Annotated in this window: 16 protein-coding genes; 4 read left to right on the top strand and 12 right to left on the bottom strand. The window is 68.0% G+C overall.

What is annotated here, in order from left to right:
- Positions 1-33 precede the first annotated feature (33 nt).
- The 3 genes from qcrA (at position 34) to QE412_RS05295 (ending at position 3,518) form a co-directional block, all read left to right on the top strand.
- Positions 34-1,092 carry a cytochrome bc1 complex Rieske iron-sulfur subunit gene (gene qcrA, locus QE412_RS05285; protein ID WP_307480962.1) on the top strand — a complete coding sequence of 353 codons (1,059 nt, stop codon included), beginning with the start codon at positions 34-36 and terminating at the stop codon, positions 1,090-1,092.
- On the top strand, positions 1,089-2,933 hold the full coding sequence (gene qcrB / locus QE412_RS05290; RefSeq protein WP_307480964.1) for a cytochrome bc1 complex cytochrome b subunit: 1,845 nt from the start codon (positions 1,089-1,091) through the stop codon (positions 2,931-2,933). The genes qcrA and qcrB overlap by 4 nt, the downstream gene beginning before the upstream one ends.
- A 177-nt stretch (positions 2,934-3,110) precedes the next feature.
- On the top strand, positions 3,111-3,518 hold the full coding sequence (locus tag QE412_RS05295) for a rhodanese-like domain-containing protein (protein ID WP_307480966.1): 408 nt from the start codon (positions 3,111-3,113) through the stop codon (positions 3,516-3,518).
- Positions 3,519-3,551: 33 nt separating this feature from the next.
- Here QE412_RS05295 and QE412_RS05300 read toward each other — a convergent pair whose 3' ends face one another.
- From QE412_RS05300 to QE412_RS05325, 6 genes are all read right to left on the bottom strand, one after another.
- Positions 3,552-4,343 carry a PP2C family protein-serine/threonine phosphatase gene (locus QE412_RS05300; protein WP_307480968.1) on the bottom strand — a complete coding sequence of 264 codons (792 nt, stop codon included), beginning with the start codon at positions 4,341-4,343 and terminating at the stop codon, positions 3,552-3,554.
- Positions 4,344-4,346: 3 nt separating this feature from the next.
- Entirely contained in the window at positions 4,347-4,763 is a 417-nt protein-coding gene (locus tag QE412_RS05305; protein ID WP_307480970.1) for a cytochrome c oxidase subunit 4, read from the bottom strand.
- A gap of 2 nt (positions 4,764-4,765) precedes the next feature.
- Positions 4,766-6,529: an aa3-type cytochrome oxidase subunit I gene (gene ctaD, locus QE412_RS05310; RefSeq protein ID WP_307480972.1), complete on the bottom strand. Its 1,764-nt coding sequence runs from the start codon at positions 6,527-6,529 to the stop codon at positions 4,766-4,768.
- 2 nt (positions 6,530-6,531) lie between these two features.
- On the bottom strand, positions 6,532-7,410 hold the full coding sequence (gene ctaC, locus QE412_RS05315) for an aa3-type cytochrome oxidase subunit II (RefSeq protein ID WP_307480975.1): 879 nt from the start codon (positions 7,408-7,410) through the stop codon (positions 6,532-6,534).
- A 165-nt stretch (positions 7,411-7,575) separates the two neighbouring features.
- Entirely contained in the window at positions 7,576-7,941 is a 366-nt protein-coding gene (gene erpA / locus QE412_RS05320; RefSeq protein ID WP_136587724.1) for an iron-sulfur cluster insertion protein ErpA, read from the bottom strand.
- Between the two features lie 70 nt (positions 7,942-8,011).
- Entirely contained in the window at positions 8,012-9,406 is a 1,395-nt protein-coding gene (locus QE412_RS05325) for a dipeptidase (protein WP_307480979.1), read from the bottom strand.
- Between the two features lie 46 nt (positions 9,407-9,452).
- Between QE412_RS05325 and QE412_RS05330 the strand changes: the two genes are divergently transcribed.
- A complete protein-coding gene (locus QE412_RS05330) occupies positions 9,453-10,025 on the top strand; it encodes a DUF3043 domain-containing protein (RefSeq protein ID WP_307480981.1) in 573 nt (190 codons plus the stop codon).
- A gap of 105 nt (positions 10,026-10,130) precedes the next feature.
- Here QE412_RS05330 and QE412_RS05335 read toward each other — a convergent pair whose 3' ends face one another.
- The 6 genes from QE412_RS05335 to QE412_RS05360 all read right to left on the bottom strand — a co-directional run bounded on the left by QE412_RS05335 (position 10,131) and on the right by QE412_RS05360 (position 18,987).
- Positions 10,131-11,156 (bottom strand): quinone-dependent dihydroorotate dehydrogenase, encoded by a 1,026-nt coding sequence (locus tag QE412_RS05335; RefSeq protein ID WP_307480983.1) that lies wholly within the window; start codon positions 11,154-11,156, stop codon positions 10,131-10,133.
- Between the two features lie 10 nt (positions 11,157-11,166).
- The gene (nrdR, locus tag QE412_RS05340; RefSeq protein WP_307480985.1) at positions 11,167-11,655 is read right to left on the bottom strand and encodes a transcriptional regulator NrdR; all 489 of its coding nucleotides are present in this window, start codon (positions 11,653-11,655) and stop codon (positions 11,167-11,169) included.
- A gap of 12 nt (positions 11,656-11,667) precedes the next feature.
- Positions 11,668-12,969 (bottom strand): histidinol dehydrogenase, encoded by a 1,302-nt coding sequence (hisD, locus tag QE412_RS05345; RefSeq protein WP_307480987.1) that lies wholly within the window; start codon positions 12,967-12,969, stop codon positions 11,668-11,670.
- A 63-nt stretch (positions 12,970-13,032) separates the two neighbouring features.
- A complete protein-coding gene (locus QE412_RS05350; RefSeq protein WP_307480989.1) occupies positions 13,033-14,313 on the bottom strand; it encodes a hypothetical protein in 1,281 nt (426 codons plus the stop codon).
- Between the two features lie 90 nt (positions 14,314-14,403).
- Positions 14,404-17,868 carry a DNA polymerase III subunit alpha gene (gene dnaE, locus QE412_RS05355; protein ID WP_373426567.1) on the bottom strand — a complete coding sequence of 1,155 codons (3,465 nt, stop codon included), beginning with the start codon at positions 17,866-17,868 and terminating at the stop codon, positions 14,404-14,406.
- A gap of 195 nt (positions 17,869-18,063) precedes the next feature.
- Positions 18,064-18,987, bottom strand: a complete 924-nt coding sequence (locus QE412_RS05360; RefSeq protein WP_307480992.1) for an RluA family pseudouridine synthase — start codon at positions 18,985-18,987, stop codon at positions 18,064-18,066.
- Position 18,988 lies beyond the last annotated feature (1 nt).

The raw sequence follows: 18,988 nt of genomic DNA on the forward strand, positions 1-18,988 counted from the left end.
TTCTCGACATCACGTAAACGCACGAGGAGCACCATGGCACACGAGGACGACGCACTCGAGCACGGGAGGGCTTCCTGGAAGCCCGGCTCGGGGCTCGCCGTCGCGGTTCCCGACGCCGCCCAGAATCCCGGCCTGCCCGGTCACCGCCAGCGCATGACCGACAAGGACCCCGAGGCGATGAAGCGTGCGGTCCGCACGGTCTACACGCTGTTCTACTTCTCGGTCGCCGCGAGTATCTGGGCGAGCATCGCCTACATGATCTTCCCGATCGAGTCGGGCGCGCTGATCGACATCCGCTACAACAACCTGTTCATCGGACTCGGTATCGCGTTCGCGCTGCTGGCGATCGGAATCGGCGCGATCCACTGGTCCAAGTCGGTCATGTCCGACAAGGAGTACATCGAGGACCGGCACGCCACACGTGGCCGCGACGAGGTGCGCGAGGGCGCGATCAACGTCTTCGCCGAGGCGAACGAGGATTCGGGCTTCGGCCGTCGCGAGATCATCCGCAACTCTCTGTTCGCGGCTCTCGCCGCGTCGGTCATCCCCGGAATCACCCTGTTCCGCGGTCTCGCGCCGCAGGACCAGGACCCGGTGAAGCTGCTCAGCCACACCATGTGGAAAGAAGGCGCACGTCTGACGCACGACCCCTCCGGTCGCGCGATCCGCGCCGCCGACGTCACCCTCGGTTCCGCCTTCCACGTCATCCCGGAAGAGTTGGCGAAGCTGAGCCACGACGAGGGATACCTCGAAGAGAAGGCCAAGGCGATCGTGCTGCTCATGCGTCTGCAGCCGGAGCAGCTGAACCCCGAGACCAACAACCTGGACTGGTCGTACGACGGCATCGTCGCGTACTCGAAGGTCTGCACGCACGTCGGCTGCCCCGTCGCGCTGTACGAGCAGCAGACCCACCACCTCCTGTGCCCCTGCCACCAGTCGCAGTTCGACGTCGCCAACGGTGCGGCCGTCATCTTCGGCCCGGCCGCCCGTCCCCTGCCGCAGCTCCCCATCACCGTCGACGCCGAGGGCTACCTCGTCGCGCAGAGTGACTTCCACGAGCCCGTCGGCCCCAGCTTCTGGGAGCGCTCATGAGCATCGGTACCCACCCCACCGAGAACGTCACGACCGAACCCGCGGTCCACGCCGGCGCACCCGCGGGCTCCGCGGGGCGCGACGGTAAGCCGCTGGGCGGCCGGTTCGTCGGCGCCGCAGCGAACTACCTCGATGAGCGCACGAGCATGTCGGGCATCGTCAAGGAGCTCGGTCGCAAGATCTTCCCCGACCACTGGTCGTTCATGCTCGGCGAGATCGCCCTGTGGAGCTTCGTCGTCGTGTTGCTTTCGGGCACGTTCCTGACGTTCTTCTTCCAGGCGTCGATGGTGGAGACCCACTACAACGGCGCGTATGAGCCCATGCGCGGTATCGCGATGTCGGCGGCGATGGAGTCGGCACTGCACATCTCGTTCGACCTGCGCGGCGGCCTCCTGGTCCGTCAGATCCACCACTGGGCAGCCCTCGTGTTCGTCGCCGGTATCGGCGTCCACATGCTGCGCGTGTTCTTCACGGGTGCGTTCCGCAAGCCCCGCGAGCTGAACTGGGTTGTCGGCTTCATCCTCTTCATCCTCGCGATGGCAGAGGGCTTCACGGGCTACTCCCTCCCCGACGACCTGCTGTCGGGTAACGGCCTGCGCATCATCGACGGCATGATCAAGGGTCTGCCCATCATCGGCACGTGGACCTCGTTCCTCCTCTTCGGCGGCGAGTTCCCGGGCACCGCGATCGTCGGTCGCCTCTACACGCTGCACATCCTGCTGCTGCCGGCGATCCTCGTCGCGCTGCTCGCGGTGCACCTCATGCTGATGATCATCAACAAGCACACGCAGTTCGCCGGGCCCGCCCGTTCGAACAGCAACGTCGTGGGCTACCCGATGCTCCCCGTGTACGCCTCGAAGATGGGCGGCTTCTTCTTCATCACGTTCGGTGTCATCGTGCTGATCGCCGCGCTCGTGACGATCAACCCCATCTGGAACTACGGCCCCTACGATCCGTCTCCCGTGTCGGCCGGTACCCAGCCCGACTGGTACATCGGCTTCGCCGACGGCATGCTGCGTCTCATCCCGCCGCACCTCGAGTTCGTGTTGTGGAACCACACCTGGTCGTGGAACATCATCATCCCCGTCGGCGTGCTGGGACTCTTCATCGTCCTCGTCCTCGTCTACCCCTTCATCGAGGCGTGGGTGACGGGTGACAAGCGCGAGCACCACATCGCACAGCGTCCGCGCAACGCGGCCACCCGCACCGCCATCGGCGCGGCAGGTGTGACGTTCTACGCCGTGATGTGGGCGGCAGCGTCGTCCGACATCATGGCCACGCACTTCCACCTCACGATGGAAGGCGTCATCCATGTGCTGCAGGCTTTGCTGATCCTGGGCCCGATCTTCGCCTACTTCGTCACAAAGCGCATCTGCATCGCGCTGCAGAAGAAGGACCGTGAGATCGCTCTCCACGGCTACGAGTCGGGCCGCATCGTTCGCCTCCCCGGTGGCGAGTACATCGAGGTCCACCAGCCGGTCGACGAGTTCGAGCGCTGGAAGCTGATCGATAACGAGACCTATGAGCCTCTCGTCGTCCGGCCCAACGCCAACGGAGAGATCCCGTGGCACGAGAACCTGCGCGCGTCGATCTCGCGCTGGTTCTTCGAGGACCGCCTGGCTCCGCTCACGCAGGCCGAACTCGATGCCGCGGCCGCTCACCAACACCACGAGATCGACCACATCGCGCATGAGGAGGCCGATGAGATCGCCGGCGCCGACGCCCGTGCCGATGAAGATGGCCGCCCGCGCAATGCGGTCGGCGAGCGGGCCGAAGTCGAGTTCCCCGCTCCCAAGGGCCTGGAAGAACGCAACCGTCCTGACAGCGACAAGAGCGAGTAGTCCTCCGATCTCAAGCCCCCGGCGCTTCGGCGCCGGGGGCTTCGGCGTTTCCGGGGGCGCCTGTCGATATCCCCCACCGACGGCGCTTTCGCTGCCTGGTCCCATCTGGCAGGATCCCGCGGCCGTGTGACGGCCACTCCCCTGCCGCGACGCCATCCGGACGCCTAGCGTGACATCATGACGAACGCCGAGCGCTATTTCTCCGCCCGCCTCGCTTTCGAGACCGACCCGTCGGACGTGTACGCCGCTCAGCGCAACGGTGACCGCTTCACCCTCGTCGATGTGCGCGGCGACGAGGCGTGGGCGCAGGGACGAATCACGGGCGCCCTCCACATGCCCTACCGGCAGATCGAGGAACGCGCACCCCGGGAGATCGATCGATCCGTGCCGGTCGTGGTGTACTGCTGGAGTCCGGGGTGCAACGCCGGTCAGAGAGGCGCTCTCGCGTTCGCGCGGCTCGGCTACGAGGTGCGGGAGATGATCGGCGGCTACGAGTACTGGGTACGTGAAGGTCAGCCGTACGAGAACGACGAGGGGCCGTGCACGCGGGTGTTCGATCCCACCGTCATGGTGGTTCGCAGCTGACGCGTCGCCGCCCGGGTCAGCGCGTACCCGCCGTCAGGCCGTTTCGACGTCTTCCGCGAACCACCGCGCGGCGGAACCGGAGAAGACGGGCTCCCCCAGTGGCGGCTCGTCATCGTCGACGATGTCGCACACGACCACGGTCACGTTATCGCGAGTGCCCGCCTCCAGCGCCAGCGCCACGGCAGCCGCAGCAGCCGAACGAGGGTCCTCGGCCTCGGCGATGAGCTGCGCGACATCGGCCTCCGGAACGTAGTCGGTCAGACCGTCACTGCACAGCATCCACCGGTCACCGACAACCGGAGGACGCTCGGCCACGGACACGACGTCGCCCTCGGCGCCACCCAGAGACGCGGTGATGATGTTGCGGCGCGGATGGGCCGCGGCGGCCTCGGGCGGGATGATGCCGTGGTCGACGAGGGCCTGAACGTATGAATCGTCACGCGTCTCGCGCGTGAACTCGCCGTCGCGCAGCAGGTAGGCCCGGGAGTCGCCGGTGTGCGCGAGCAAGAGCTGCCCGGCAGTGCTCAGGAAGAGACCGGTGAACGTGGTGGCCATTCCCTGGAGAGCCGGATCACGCTCCACATGAGCACGGATGTCCCAGTTGGCCTCGCGAACACGCACGAGCAGGTCGTCGGCGTCGAGGCCGGCGCCACGCGTGGCCACGAGACGATGAAGCAATGCCGCCGACGCCAGGTCGCCGGAGGGACCGCCGCCCACACCGTCTGCCACCGCCGCACCCCAGGACGCCGCGAAAGCGGCGTCCTGGTTGGTGGGACGGTGCGAGCCGGCGTCGGAGACGGCGGCCGCGATCAGCCGAACGGGCACGGGTCAGCGCGCGAAGTACCCGCGGTAGTACTCGTACACCCAGCCGACGATAGCAACGACGAAGACCAGGAACCCGACGGGGACGAGCCAGCTACCGACAGCAAGACCGATCATCGCAATCGCGGCGGAAGCCGCCAGCACGATAGGCCACCACGACCACGGGCTGAACTCTCCCACCTCGGGATCGCCGTCGTCGATGTCGGCCGTCAACATGTCTTCGGGCAGCTCACCGCGCTGTGCCTTGAGCACACGGTTGATGTAGAAGGCGACCATCGACGACATGAGGCCGAGGAAGACCAGCGCGACGGTTCCGACCCACTCGACGCCACCGTGCTGGATCAGGCTCCAGGCCGTGTAAACGACGGCGATGAAGAATCCGAAGCCCGCGAGGAGCCACCAGAGTCCGACATTGGTACGCATCGTTACTTGACCTCTCCGGCTGCGGCATCGACCACGGGGGCATCGGGGGCGTCCTTGGCCGGACCCACACCCACCGGGATACCGGCTTCGGGGTGGTTCAGGTCGAACGCGGGGCGCTCGCTGCGGATGCGCGGGATCGAGGTGAAGTTGTGACGCGGCGGCGGGCACGACGTCGCCCACTCGAGCGACGCTCCATAGCCCCACGGGTCGTCCACGGTCACACGCGGAGCCTTGCGCGCCGTGATCCAGACGTTCAGCAGGAACGGGATCATCGAGGCGCCCAGGATCATGGACCCCACGGTGGAGAGCTGGTTCTCCCACGTCCACCCGTCGGCCGCGGCGTAGTCCGCGTAGCGACGCACCATGCCGTCGACGCCCAGCCAGTGCTGGATGAGGAAGGTCATGTGGAAGCCGATGAACAGCATCCAGAAGTGCACCATGCCAAGACGCTCGTTGAGCATCTTGCCGGTCCACTTGGGCCACCAGAAGTAGAAGCCGGCGAACATCGCGAACACGACCGTGCCGAACACCACGTAGTGGAAGTGGGCGACGACGAAGTACGAGTCCGACAGGTGGAAGTCGAGCGGCGGCGAGGCGAGGATGACACCGGTGAGACCACCGAAGACGAACGACACCAGGAAGCCGAGGGCGAAGACCATCGGGGTCTCGAACGTCACCGATCCGCGCCACAGGGTGCCGATCCAGTTGAAGATCTTCACGCCGGTGGGCACCGCGATGAGCATCGTCATGAGGGCGAAGAACGGCAGCAGCACTCCACCGGTGACGTACATGTGGTGGGCCCACACGGCCACCGACAGCGCGGCGATCGCGATGGTCGCGTACACGAGCGTCTTGTAGCCGAAGATCGGCTTGCGGCTGAAGACCGGGAAGATCTCCGAGACGATGCCGAAGAACGGCAGCGCGATGATGTACACCTCGGGGTGGCCGAAGAACCAGAACAGGTGCTGCCATAGGAGCACGCCGCCGTTCTCGGGGCTGTAGATGTGGGCGCCCAGCACACGATCCGCGGCGGCGGCGAAGATGGCCGCGGCGAGGACCGGGAAGGCGAGCAGGATCAGGATGCTCGTGATGAGGGTGTTCCAGGAGAAGATCGGCATGCGCCACATGGTCATGCCGGGAGCACGCATCGTCAGGATCGTGGTGATGAAGTTCACCGCACCGAGGATCGTGCCGAAACCGCTGATGCCCAGACCCAGCATCCAGAGGTTTCCTCCGACACCCGGCGAGAAGCTCGCGTTGGCGAGCGGCTGATAGGCGAACCAACCGAACCCGGCCGCGCCCTGCGGGGTGAGGAAGCCGGAGACCGCGATGGTCGAGCCGAACAGGAAGAGCCAGAAAGCGAAGGCGTTCAGACGCGGGAACGCCACGTCGGGGGCACCGATCTGCAGCGGCAGCAGAGCGTTGGCGAAGCCGGCGAACAACGGCGTCGCGAACATGAGCAGCATGACCGTGCCGTGCATCGTGAACAGCTGGTTGTACTGCTCTTTGGTCGGGATGATCTGCATGCCGGGCTCGAAGAGCTCGGCACGGATGATCAGCGCCATGACGCCACCGAGCATGAAGAACATCACGGAGGCGATCAGGTACATGTACCCGATGGTCTTGTGGTCGGTGGAGGTGATCCACTTGACGACCAGGTTGCCCTTCTGCTCGACACGCGTGGTGCTCAGCAGTGCGGCTTGACGCGGCGGGAGAGTCGTCGGGCGCGAAGGACCCGTCCCCTGGAGCGGAAGCGTCGTGGCCATGATCACTCGTTCCCTTCGATGCCCGTCGGCAGGTTCTGCAGACGCGACAGGTCGCTGATGTCGCCCACGTCACCGGCGTTGCGCAGCGAGGTCAGGTACTGCTCGTACTCCGCCTCGCTCACGACCTTGACGTTGAAGAGCATGGCGGAGTGGTACTCACCGCACAGCTCGGCGCACTTGCCTTCGTACGTGCCCTCGCGAGTGGGCGTGAACGACCACTCGTTGTCGCGGCCGATGTACATGTCTTTCTTGTACAGGAAGTCGATGATCCAGAAAGAGTGGATGACGTCGCGCGAGCGCAGGTCGATCTTCACCTTCTTGTTCACCGGCAGGTAGAGCGTGGGCACGTCTTCGAGGTCGTACCCGTCGGACGTGGCCTTCGCCTGGACGCCCATGGAGTACACCGCGTCGGAGTTGTCTTCCTTCGTGCCGTTGTACTGGAAGTCCCACGCCCACTGCTTGCCGTACGCGGTGATCGAGACATCGGGGTTCGCGTACTGCGTCTCGAGCGTGTTCTGATCGCGCGCCGTGAAGGCGAAGAAGCCGACGACCAGGATCAGCGGCACGATCGTGTAGAAGATCTCGATCGGCATGTTGTACCGCAGCTGGACGGGCAGGCCCGACTGGCCCTTGCGCCGACGGTAGGCGACGACCGACCACAGCATCAGGCCCCATGTGATGACACCGACGGCGAGCAGCACGATCCACGAGTTGACCCACAGACCGGCGACCATGTCGGTGTGATTCGTGGCGGGTGCGCCGTCATCGACGAAGCCGGGCAGGAAGCCGTGGAGCTGGGCCGTGGTGCAGCCGGACAGGAGCGCGGCGGAGGCGATCCCGACGGGGAGCGCGGCCCAGCGAAGGCGACGTTTGGAGGGCACAGTGCACCTTTCCGGGTCGTGGATGAAGCTTTGACAGTCTACGGCAACCTCTCACGGTTCTCAGGCCATTCGTCCAGTGCCGAGACATCGAGAACCCCCGGTTTCCACGTGTGATCCGTGGGTCCCGGGGGTTCTCGAGAAGCAGCCGGCGAACGGCGCGAGAGCTCAGTGGAAGCTGTCGCCGCAGGCGCACGAGCCCTGCGCGTTGGGGTTGTCGATCGTGAACCCCTGCTCGGAGATCGTGTCTTTGAAGTCGATGCTCGCACCATCGAGGTACGGCACGCTCATGTCGTCGACGATGACCTCGACACCGTCGAAGTCGACGACCTTGTCGCCGTCGAGGTAGCGCTCGTCGAAGTAGAGCTGGTAAATGAGGCCCGAGCATCCGCCGGGCTGGACCGCGACGCGCAGACGGAGGTCGTCGCGACCCTCCTGCGAGAGCAGGCTCTTCACCTTGTCGGAGGCGGCGGCGGTGAGGCCGACACCGTGCTCGCGGGTCTCGGCGGATGTCGACAGAGTGGTGTCGGTCATGGCGATGCCCTTCGGGTCGATCGGTCGCGGGACGTGACGAGTCTACGCCCGCCTCGACCCACCGGCGCGATCAGATCACGCGCGCGTTCAGACGAGCCAGCAGGAGAGCCTCCGACACGAGCGCATTGCCGAACGTCTCGAGGTGCAGCGACTCGTTGGGGCTGTGCGCACGGGCGTGCGGGTCCTCGACACCGGTCACGAGGATCTGTGCTCGGGGGAACTCGCGAACCAGGTCGGCGATGAAGGGAATCGATCCGCCGACACCGACATCGACCGACTCGACGCCATACCCCTCCGCGAACGAGGCACGGGCGTCTTCGACGGCCCAGCCGCTGGTGTCGACCAGGAAGGCGTCGCCGCAGTCGACGTCGCTGAACTCCAGGTGAGCACCGAACGGCGCGTTCGCCCGGAGGTGGGCCTCGATCGCGGCGTACGCCTGCTCGGCATGCTGACCGGGAGCGACCCGTGCGCTGATGACGACGCTCGTTCGCGGAGCGAGGGTGTTGGACGCCGCGTGCACGGGAGTGGCGTCCCATCCGGTGATGGTGACGGAAGGCTTGTTCCAGATGCGGCTGAGGATCGAGTCGCGCCCGATCGGGCTGACGCCCTCGAGCAGACCGGACTCGGCGCGCAGCGTCGCCTCGTCGTAGTCGGGGGTCGCCGCGTCGCGTACCGCGAGCCCCGGGACCGCGACGGCACCGTCGTCGTCCCACAGCGTTGCCAGCAGCTTGACGGTGGCGAGCATGGCATCCGGGACCGCGCCGCCCATCATGCCGGAGTGCGACGCGTGCTCCAGCGTGCGCACCGTCAGGGTGAAGCGGGCGTTGCCGCGCAGCGACACCGTCAGGCCGGGCGTGCGCTCATCCCAGTTGCCCGAGTCGGCGACCACGATGACGTCCGAACGCAGCACGTCGGCATTGTCGGCGAGGAACTGTCCGAAGGAGCGGGAGCCGTATTCCTCTTCGCCCTCGATGAAGACCGCGATTCCCAGATCGAGGTCGTCGCCGAGCACCTCGCTGACGGCGCGGATGGCGCCGACGTGCGCCATGACACCGGCCTTGTCATCGGCGGCGCCGCGACCGTAGAGGCGTCCATCGCGGACCGTGGGCTCGAAGGGCGGGGACTCCCACAGCGCATCGTCACCGGGAGGCTGCACATCGTGGTGCGCGTAGAGCAGGACCGTCGGGCGACCGTTGCGGGCGGCGCGCGAGGCGAGCACCGCGGGCTGCCCGAGCTCGTCGGTCCCCGGGATCCGAGCACGCTTGATCTCGACGGTGTCGAACACTCCCGTATCCCTCAGCAACGCGGCCACGGCTTCCGCGCTCCGCACGAGCGCAGACTGGTCGAACGACGGCCAGGCGATCGACGGGATGCGCACGAGGGAGCCGAGGTCGGCGAGGGCAGCGGGGATGCCGGCGGCGGCCGCGGTACGCACAGCCTCCTGCCGGGACAGGTCGGGGATCATGCGGGTAATCTTAGATCTCCCGTTCCATGAACTGCCGAGGTTACCCGTGGCCAAGTCCCCCGCTCCCGCCCCCAACGACACTCCCGTCGAGCCGACGCTCCTCGGATCGGGCAAGGGCCGTGCGACGCCGTCACGCGCCGAGCAGGAGGCCGCCCGCAAGCGTCCGCTCGTGCCCGACACCAAAGAGGCGAAGCAGCGTGCGCGCGCCGAGCTCGCCGCCCAGCGCGAGAAGGCGCGCATCGGCATGGCCGCCGGCGAGGAGCGCTACCTGCCGGTCCGCGACCGCGGACCCCAGCGCCGCTACGCCCGCGACTTCGTCGACGCCGGCTGGCATCTGGGCGAGGGCGTCATGCCGTTCATGGTGCTGGTCATCGTGGCGACGCTGATCCCGGTGTCGTTCTTCCAGTACTGGTCGTTCGTCGCACTGTGGATCTTCATCCTCTTCGTCGTCGGCGACATGATCATCACGTCCATCCGGGTGAAGCGCGCCGCGAAAGAGAAGTTCGGCGAAGGCAAGCTCGAGAAGGGGCTGGGTTGGTACGCGGCGATGCGCACCGTCCAGATGCGCTTCATGCGCCTTCCGAAGCCGCAGGTCAAGCGCGGTCAGTACCCGGCCTGAGGTCGAACACCCCGTTGAGTGTCCAGGACACGCCGCACGGGCCGTGGGGCACGCGGCGTGTTCTGGACACTCAACGGGGATTGAGCGGCGAGACGCGAGCGTCGGTCAGCGGCGCAGGGCCAGACCGCGGTTGATCTGGCGCGCCCAGAGCGGGCCCCGGTACAGGAAGCCCGTGTAGCCCTGCACGAGCGTCGCGCCGGCCTCGAGGCGCTCGCGCACGTCGTCGGCGGTCTCCACTCCCCCGGCTGAGATCACGACGAACTCGGAGGGTACGGCCGCGCGCACCAGACGCAGCACCTCGGTCGCGCGCGCCTTCAGCGGCGCGCCCGACAGCCCGCCGGCGCCCGCGGCCTCGACCGTCGCGGCATCCGTCGACAACCCCGTGCGGGCGATCGTGGTGTTCGTGGCGATGATGCCGGCCAGCCCGGCATCGACCGCGAGGCGAGCGATGTCCTGCACCTCGTCGTCTTCGAGGTCGGGCGCGATCTTGACCAGCAGGGGGGTGTCGCCCGCGGCATCCCGAACGGCCGTCAGCAGGGGACGCAGCGTCTCGACCGCTTGCAGGCCACGAAGACCGGGCGTGTTGGGAGACGAGACGTTGACGACGAGATAGTCGGCCAGAGGCGCGAGCAGCCGGGCGCTGCGCACGTAGTCGGTGGTCGCATCCTCGACCGCGACGACGCGACTCTTGCCGATGTTGACGCCGACGACCGGGCGCCGCCGCCCGCGACGCAGACGCCGGAGCTTGGCCGCCGCCGCGGCCGCACCGTCGTTGTTGAATCCCATGCGGTTGATGACCGCGCGGTCGGCGACGAGGCGGAAGAGCCGCGGCTTCGCATTGCCCGGCTGCGGCAGGGCCGTGATCGTGCCCACCTCGACATGGCCGAAGCCGAGCGCGCCGAGGCCACGGACCATCGTGACGTTCTTGTCGAAACCGGCCGCCACACCGAACGGGGAGTCGAATCGCAGGCCGAGCGCATCGACGCCCTGCCCTTCCGCGGGCGCCGTGAAACGCCGGACGAGGGATGCCACTGGCGCGACACCCGCGGCGCGGATGACGAGAGCACCGAGGTGGTGCGCGAACTCGGGGTCGAGGCGGGTGAGGACCGAGCGGAAGAGAAGGGGATACATCCCCGCCAGGTTACTGGACGACGTCGTGCTCGCCGGGCCGGACGGGGCGCGCGGCGTGATCGGCGCGGAGCTGGGCGATGGCGGCGTCGAAGTCGTCGAGCGAGTCGAATGCCTGGTACACGCTCGCGAAACGCAGGTACGCCACTTCGTCGAGCTCGCGCAGCGGGCCGAGGATCGACAGGCCGATCTCGTTCGCGTCGATCTGCGACGATCCCGTCTGGCGGATGGCCTCTTCGACCTGCTGCGCCAGCACCGCCAGGTCGGCATCCGTCACCGGCCGCCCCTGACAGGCTTTGCGCACGCCCGACATGACCTTCTCGCGGCTGAAGGGCTCGACGACGCCCGACCGCTTGACGACGTTGAGGCTCGCGGTCTCGACCGTCGAGAAGCGTCCGCCGCACTTGGGGCACTGGCGGCGGCGGCGAATGCTCAGGCCGTCGTCACTGGTACGCGAGTCGATGACGCGCGAGTCCGGGTTACGGCAGAACGGGCAGTGCATCGGATCCCCGGCTCAGGCGTCGAACCGCGCGGTCACGGCCTCGCCGTGCGCGGGCAGCGCCTCGGCCTCGGCGAGGGTGACGATGGCGTCGCGCACCTGGTCGAGGGCGGCGCGGTCGTACTCGATCACCTGCTGCGGGCGCAAGAAGGTGGCAGCGGACAGCCCGGCACCGTAGCGCGCCTGTCCCCCGGTCGGCAGCACGTGGTTGCTGCCGGCGAGATAGTCGCCGAGGCTGACCGGCGTGTACGGGCCGACGAACACGGCGCCGGCGTTCACGAAGTCCTCGGGGCGCGGGTCGGCGAGGTGCAGCTCGAGGTGCTCGGGAGCGTAGGCGTTGCTGAAGGCGGTCGCCTGTGCGATGTCGTCGACGAGCACCACGGCCGACTGCGGACCATCGAACGCGGCGACGACGCGCTCGCGGTGCCGTGTCGCCGCGACACGAGGCACCAGGGCCTCGCGCACCGCGTCGGCGAGCTCGGCGGAGTCGGTGACCAGGACCGCGGAGGCCTGCTCGTCGTGCTCGGCCTGACTGACGAGGTCTGCCGCGACGAGATCGGCGCGCGCGGTGCCGTCTGCGACGACGAGGATCTCGGTCGCACCGGCCTCGGAGTCGGTGCCCACGCGCCCGGCGACCGCGCGCTTGGCCGAGGCGACGAAATTGTTGCCGGGTCCGGTGACCACATCGACCGGATCGAGACCGATCTCGGCGACACCGTAAGCGAACGCGCCGATGGCACCGGCACCGCCCATGGCGTACACCTCGCTCACCCCGAGCAGCCGGGCGGCGGCAAGGATGACGGGGTGCACGCGCCCACCGAACGCGGACTGGGCCGGGGAGGCCAAAGCCACCTCGTGTACGCCCGCGACCTGTGCCGGCACGACGTTCATCACGACGCTCGAGGGGTACACGGCCTTGCCCCCCGGAACGTACAGTCCCACGCGACGCACGGGCTGCCACCGCTGCGTCACGCGCGCACCGGCGCCGAGCTCGGTGACCACGGGGGGCGGAACCTGCGCTGCGGATGCCGCGCGCACGCGCGAGATCGCTTCGTCGAGGGCCGCACGGATCACGGGGTCGAGGTCGCGCAGTGCCTCGTCGAGGTGCGCCGCGGGGACGCGGATGGCGTGATCGCTGACGCGATCGAAACGCGCGGCCTGCTCGCGAAGCGACTCTTCGCCGCGGCGGGCGACATCGTCGACCAGACGGGCGGCGGTGGCGAGGGCCTCATCGCGCGCGGCCTCGGCGCGCGGGACCACCGCGAGGAATTCGGCCGGCGAGAGCACGCGGCCGCGGAGATCGATCGTGCGGAGCATGCTCCCAGGCTACCGGCCGACCGCGAGCCGCTCCGTTCGCGACGGGCGGCTCGCAGCCGGTCTTCAGCCGCGGGTCACGCCCGAGACGTCGTGCAGATAGCCGATCCGGCCGTCGTCGTGACGGATGACGAAGGTCTCGCCGCGGTCCTCCACCACGAGCGCCCAGGCCGTCGGGCCGATGCGGAAGATGGGCGTACCGTAGTCATCGACGACGTCGCGCTCGACCGGAGCCAGCGCCCAGAAGGCCTGGGCGTGGTGCGGCGCGTCGTGCTCCTCGGTCTCGACGTGCCCGGACGCACCGGCGACGCCCTGCCCCTCGTCTTCGGTGCGCAGCGGTGCGAAGACGTCGGTGGTGTTGTGGTCGTCGCCGTGGGCGGGCAGCACGCTCGTCGCCGGAGCGGCGTCGTGAGCGAGATCGGTCGAACCGGTGTAGCTTCCGGGCACGGGGCCGTCGGTGTCGACGTGCGCGTTCTGCCCCTCCGCCGCCGCGACGGCCTGGGGGCGCGGGGAACGCGGCGTGCGGGGACGGGGCACCACCGGTCGGATGGGACGCGCGTTGCGGTGTGCCGCGACCTCGTCGCGACCGCGGAAGTCGAGCGAGAACGGCCGGATCCAGGGCGCCGCCACGGTCAGCACGACGCCGGCCAGCATCAGGGCGGCTTCGACCCAGATGACCCACGAGCGCGTCCAGATCGCGGTGTCGCCGTACACCGCCACGGTGTCCCAGATCCATGAGAACCACACGAGGGCGGCGACGGAGAAGGCCACCGACGCGAACTGGTCGATTCCCAGCGACCCCACGCGGCGGATGCCCTGGGGCGACAGTCGACGCAGCACGACGAGGCCGACGGCCACGGTGGGAAGGGCGATGGCGGGAATCCACCAGAGACCGGACGACCAGACGTTCACCCCGCCGACGAGCACACCCGAGGGGGAATCGAGGATGTTGGTGCGGAAGAACGAGACGAAGAAGGCCACGACCCAGACACCGAGCAGTGCCACTTCGCGCACCGAGAACGGACCGACACCGACGTTGGGGGCGTCACCCGACGGTCCATGACCCGACGGTGCGCTCCCCGGCAGTGCCTGCCCCGTGGGCGGCTGACCCGACGCAGCCGACGTGCCGTGCTCATCGGCGGCGGCCGAGAAGGGCTGGTCGGGAGAAGCCGCGTCCGATGCGCCGGTCTCGTCGCGCCCGGTCGACGTGCTCGCCGATCCGCTCGACGACCGGGAATCGTCGGCGGATCGGTGCTCGGGGTCGTGCGGGGCGACGGTCGCGTCGACGTCGCGGACGCTCTCGGCGTCCGGTGCCGCAGCGTCGTCGTGAGGGTTCTGATCGGTCACGGTGGTCCTTTCGGCGGGCGGCGGAACGCCCGGTCATCCTATCCAGCGGGCTTTTGGCATCCACTGGGCTTGCGGCTCTCGACGGGGATGTCAGCCGAGGCAGTTGGGGCCGAGGAGGCCCTTGAGCTCGCCGAACAGGTCGGCGGTCACGCGCACCGGCAGGGGAACCTCGAAGACCTTCGCGGTGCCGCCTTTGTGAAGTTTGAGAACAACCTCTGTGTCGCCTGCGTGCCGGCGCAGCATCTGAGCCAACTCGCCGACGAGCGCCTCGCTCGCGCGCTGCTCCGGCACCATCAGCGTCAGGCCTCCCGCTTCGTCGAGACCCTCGAGGTCGGGGGCGAACGCACTCTGCGCGTGCAGATTCAGCCCGTCGTCGCGGCGCGACACGCGTCCGCGCACGACCATGATGCTGTCGGCGACGAGAGCCGGGGCGAACTCGGCGTACGTCTTGCCCATGAACATGACGGTCACCTCGCCGTTGAAGTCCTCGACGGTGACCATGCCGTACGGGTTGCCGCTCTGTTTCGCCACGCGATGCTGCACGCTGGTCAGCAGGCCCGCGACCGTCACCTGGTCGCCGTCTTGCACGTCTTCGGACGACAACAGGTCGTGGATCGAGATCGAGGCGTGCTTGGCCAACGGAACCTCGAGACCCGCGAGCGGGTGATCGGAGACGTACAGCCCCAGCATCTCGCGCTCGAAGGCCAGCTTGTCTTTCTTCGTCCACTCCGGGCGCTCGGGCACCTTGACGACCTGCTGCGGCTCGTCCCACAGGGAGTCGAAGTCGAAACCGACCTCGCCGTTGGCCTCGCGGCGCTTGTCGAGCACGGCGCCCTCGCAGGCGTCTTCGTGCACCTCGATGAGCGCGCGGCGCGTCGACCCGAGCGAGTCGAAGGCCCCCGCCTTGATGAGCGACTCGACCGTCCGCTTGTTGGCGACGTGCATCGGCACCTTCGCCAGGAAGTCGTGGAACGACGTGTACTTGGCCTCCTGACGCGCGGCGACGATCCCGTCGACGACGTTCGCGCCGACGTTGCGCACCGCGCCCAGGCCGAAGCGGATGTCTTCCCCCACGGCGGCGAAGAAGCGGATCGACTCGTTGACGTCGGGCGGCAGGACCTTGATACCCATGCGGCGGCACTCGTTGAGGTACACCGCCATTTTGTCTTTGGAATCGCCGACGCTGGTGAGGAGCGCCGCCATGTACTCGGCGGGATAGTGGGCCTTCAGGTACGCCGTCCAGTACGAGACGAGCCCGTAGGCGGCGGTGTGGGCCTTGTTGAAGGCGTAGTCGGCGAACGACTCGAGCACCTTCCACAGCGTCTGCTGAGCGACCTCGCCGAAGCCGCGCTCGGTCATGCCGCCGAAGAAGATCTCCTTCTGCTTGTCGAGCTCGCTCTTCTTCTTCTTGCCCATCGCGCGGCGCAGCAGGTCGGCCTGGCCGAGCGTGTAGCCGGCGACGCGCTGCGCGACGGCCATCACCTGCTCCTGGTACACGATGAGGCCGTACGTCGTGTCGAGGATGTCGGCCAGCGGCTCCTCGAGCTCGGGATGGATCGGCTCGATCTCCTGCTGCTTGTTCTTTCGCAGCGCGTAGTTGATGTGCGAGTTCACGCCCATGGGACCCGGTCGGTAAAGCGCGAGCACCGCCGAGATGTCTTCGAAGTTGTCGGGGCGCATCAGGCGCAGGAGGGAGCGCATGGGCCCGCCGTCGAGCTGGAACACGCCCAGCGTGTCGCCCCGGGCGAGCAGTTCGTAGGATGCCGCGTCGTCGAGCGCGAGGTCTTCGAGCACGAGCGGGTGGCCGCGGTTGGCCTCGATGTTGTCGAGGGCGTCATTGATGATGGTGAGGTTGCGAAGCCCCAAGAAGTCCATCTTGATGAGGCCGAGCGACTCGCACGCCGGGTAGTCGAACTGTGTGACGATCTGACCGTCTTGCTCGCGACGCATGATCGGGATGATGTCGATCAGCGGCTCGCTCGACATGATCACGCCGGCCGCGTGCACGCCCCACTGGCGCTTGAGGTTCTCGAGCCCGAGCGCGGTGTCGAACACCGTCTTGGCCTCGGCGTCGGTCTCGATCAGCGTGCGGAACTCGCTCGCCTCTTTGTACCGGGGGTGCTCGGGGTTGAACATGCCGTCGAGCGGCATGTCTTTGCCCATGACCGCAGGCGGCATGGCCTTGGTGAGCTTGTCGCCCATGCTGAAGGGGAAGCCGAGCACACGGCCGGCGTCTTTCAGGGCCTGCTTGGCCTTGATCGTGCCGTAGGTGACGATCTGCGCGACGCGCTCGTCGCCGTACTTCTCGGTGACGTACTGGATCACTTCGCCGCGACGACGGTCGTCGAAGTCGACGTCGAAGTCGGGCATGGAGACGCGGTCGGGGTTGAGGAAGCGCTCGAAGATGAGGCCGTGCTGGAGCGGGTCGAGGTCGGTGATCTTCATGGCGTACGCGACCATCGAGCCGGCGCCCGAGCCACGACCGGGACCGACGCGGATGCCGTTGCGCTTGGCCCAGTTGATGAAGTCGGCGACCACGAGGAAGTACCCCGGGAATCCCATCTGGAGGATGACGTCGGTCTCGTACTCGGCCTGCTTGCGCACGTCGTCGGGGATGCCGCCGGGATAGCGGTCGTGCAGGCCGTTCTCGACCTCTTTGATCATCCAGCTGCCCTCGGTCTCGCCGTCGGGCACCGGGAAGCGGGGCATGTAGTTGGCCGAGGTGTCGAACTCGACGTTGCAGCGCTCGGCGATGAGCAGCGTGCTGTCGCACGCCTCGGGGTGATCGCGGAACACCTGGCGCATCTCGGCGGGCGACTTGACGTAGTATCCGTCGCCGTCGAACTTGAAGCGCTTCGGGTCGTCGAGCGTCGACCCCGACTGCACGCACAGCAGGGCGGCGTGGCTCGTCGCGTCGTGCTGGTGCGTGTAGTGCAGGTCGTTGGTGCCCACGAGCGGGATGCCGAGGTCTTTCGACAGCTTGAGCAGGTCGCCCATGACGCGACGCTCGATCGACAGGCCGTGATCCATGATCTCGGCGAAGTAGTTGTCTTTGCCGAAGATGTCTTGGAACTCGGCCGCTGCCGCCCGGGCGGCCTCGTACTGCCCCAGACGCAGGCGCGTCTGCACCTCGCCCGAGGGGCAGCCGGTCGTGGCGATGAGGCCCTTGCTGTACGTCTGCAGCAGTTCGCGGTCCATGCGGGGCTTGAAGTAGTACCCCTCCATGCTCGCCTTCGAGGACAGGCGGAAGAGGTTGTGCATGCCCTGCGTCGTCTCGGACAGCAGGGTCATATGGGTGTACGCGCCCGAGCCCGAGACGTCGTCGCTCTGCTGCTCGGGGGTGCCCCAGCGCACGCGCGTCTTGTCGGAACGGTGCGTGCCGGGGGTGACGTACGCCTCGATGCCGATGATGGGTTTGATGCCGGCGTCTTTCGCCGTCTTGTAGAACTCGAAGGCGGCGAAGGTGTTGCCGTGGTCGGTGACGGCGATCGCCGGCATGCCCTGTTTGACGGCCTCTTGCACCATCGGCCCGATGCGGGCCGCTCCGTCGAGCATCGAATACTCGCTATGCACATGAAGATGAACGAAGGAGTCTGCTGCCACGTATCGAGTGTACGTTCGGCCTCCGACATCGACCGAGGAAGTTCACGGCACCCGCCCAGCCGGCGCCGCCGCCCCGGGCGCGTCGCTCGAGCTCCGGCATCCCGTGCACCACGGACGCCGTGACGCCGCCCGGCGCGAAGGGGCGCGTCAGACGCCGTCGCTCAGGATCTCCAGCGCGTGCGCGAGATCGGCGGGGTAGGCCGACACGAAGCTCGCCCACTCCCCCGTGCCCGGGTGGGCGAAGGCGAGGCGATGCGCGTGCAGCCACTGACGTGTGAGCCCGAGTCGCGCGGACAGCGTCGGATCGGCTCCGTACAGCGGGTCTCCCGCACACGGGTGGCGGTGGGCGGCCATGTGCACCCGGATCTGGTGGGTGCGTCCGGTCTCGAGATGGATCTCGAGCAACGACGCCCGCGGAAAGGCCTCGAGGGTCTCGTAGTGCGTCACGGAGTCCTTGCCGTCGGGGGTGACGGCGAACTTCCACGAGTGATGGGGATGCCGACCGATCGGCGCGTCGATCGTGCCGGCCAGCGGGTCGGGGTGCCCCTGCACGACGGCGTGGTAGATCTTGTCGACCTCGCGCTCCTTGAACGCGCTCTTGAGCACGGTATAGGCCCGCTCGGTCTTGGCGACGACCATGAGGCCGCTCGTGCCGGCGTCCAGGCGGTGCACGACGCCGCGTCGCTCGGCCGGACCGCTCGTCGCGATGCGGAAGCCCGCGGCGGCGAGGGCACCGAGCACCGTGGGCCCCTCCCACCCGACGGACGGATGGGCGGCGACGCCGGCCGGCTTGTCGACGACGACGATGTCATCGTCGTCGTGCACGATCCCCAGATCGGGCACCTCGACGGGAACGATCTCGGGCTCGCGCCGGGGCTCCCATTCGACGCTCAGCCAGGAGCCGGCCCGCAAGCGGTCGGAGCGGCCCGCGACGCGCCCGTCGACGCTCACGCCTCCTGCATCGGCCACCTCGGCCGCGAACGTGCGCGAGAAGCCGAGCATCTTGGCCAGACCCTGGTCGATGCGCGTTCCGTCGAGCCCGTCGGGGACGGGCAGGCTCCGTGACTCCATG

It is taken from the genome of Microbacterium trichothecenolyticum, assembly GCF_030818955.1.
Classification (GTDB): Bacteria; Actinomycetota; Actinomycetes; order Actinomycetales; family Microbacteriaceae; genus Microbacterium; species Microbacterium trichothecenolyticum_B.

Bases quoted from the DNA above. Each gene is read 5' to 3' on its own strand.
- QE412_RS05360 (WP_307480992.1), bottom strand. From the start codon at position 18,987: ATGGAGTCACGGAGCCTGCCCGTCCCCGACGGGCTCGACGGAACGCGC.
- dnaE (WP_373426567.1), bottom strand. From the start codon at position 17,868: ATGCTCGACGGAGCGGCCCGCATCGGGCCGATGGTGCAAGAGGCCGTC.
- QE412_RS05325 (WP_307480979.1), bottom strand. From the start codon at position 9,406: ATGATCCCCGACCTGTCCCGGCAGGAGGCTGTGCGTACCGCGGCCGCC.
- erpA (WP_136587724.1), bottom strand. From the start codon at position 7,941: ATGACCGACACCACTCTGTCGACATCCGCCGAGACCCGCGAGCACGGT.
- QE412_RS05305 (WP_307480970.1), bottom strand. From the start codon at position 4,763: ATGCGTACCAATGTCGGACTCTGGTGGCTCCTCGCGGGCTTCGGATTC.
- QE412_RS05295 (WP_307480966.1), top strand. From the start codon at position 3,111: ATGACGAACGCCGAGCGCTATTTCTCCGCCCGCCTCGCTTTCGAGACC.
- ctaD (WP_307480972.1), bottom strand. From the start codon at position 6,529: ATGGCCACGACGCTTCCGCTCCAGGGGACGGGTCCTTCGCGCCCGACG.
- hisD (WP_307480987.1), bottom strand. From the start codon at position 12,969: ATGCTCCGCACGATCGATCTCCGCGGCCGCGTGCTCTCGCCGGCCGAA.
- qcrA (WP_307480962.1), top strand. From the start codon at position 34: ATGGCACACGAGGACGACGCACTCGAGCACGGGAGGGCTTCCTGGAAG.
- qcrB (WP_307480964.1), top strand. From the start codon at position 1,089: ATGAGCATCGGTACCCACCCCACCGAGAACGTCACGACCGAACCCGCG.
- nrdR (WP_307480985.1), bottom strand. From the start codon at position 11,655: ATGCACTGCCCGTTCTGCCGTAACCCGGACTCGCGCGTCATCGACTCG.
- QE412_RS05335 (WP_307480983.1), bottom strand. From the start codon at position 11,156: ATGTATCCCCTTCTCTTCCGCTCGGTCCTCACCCGCCTCGACCCCGAG.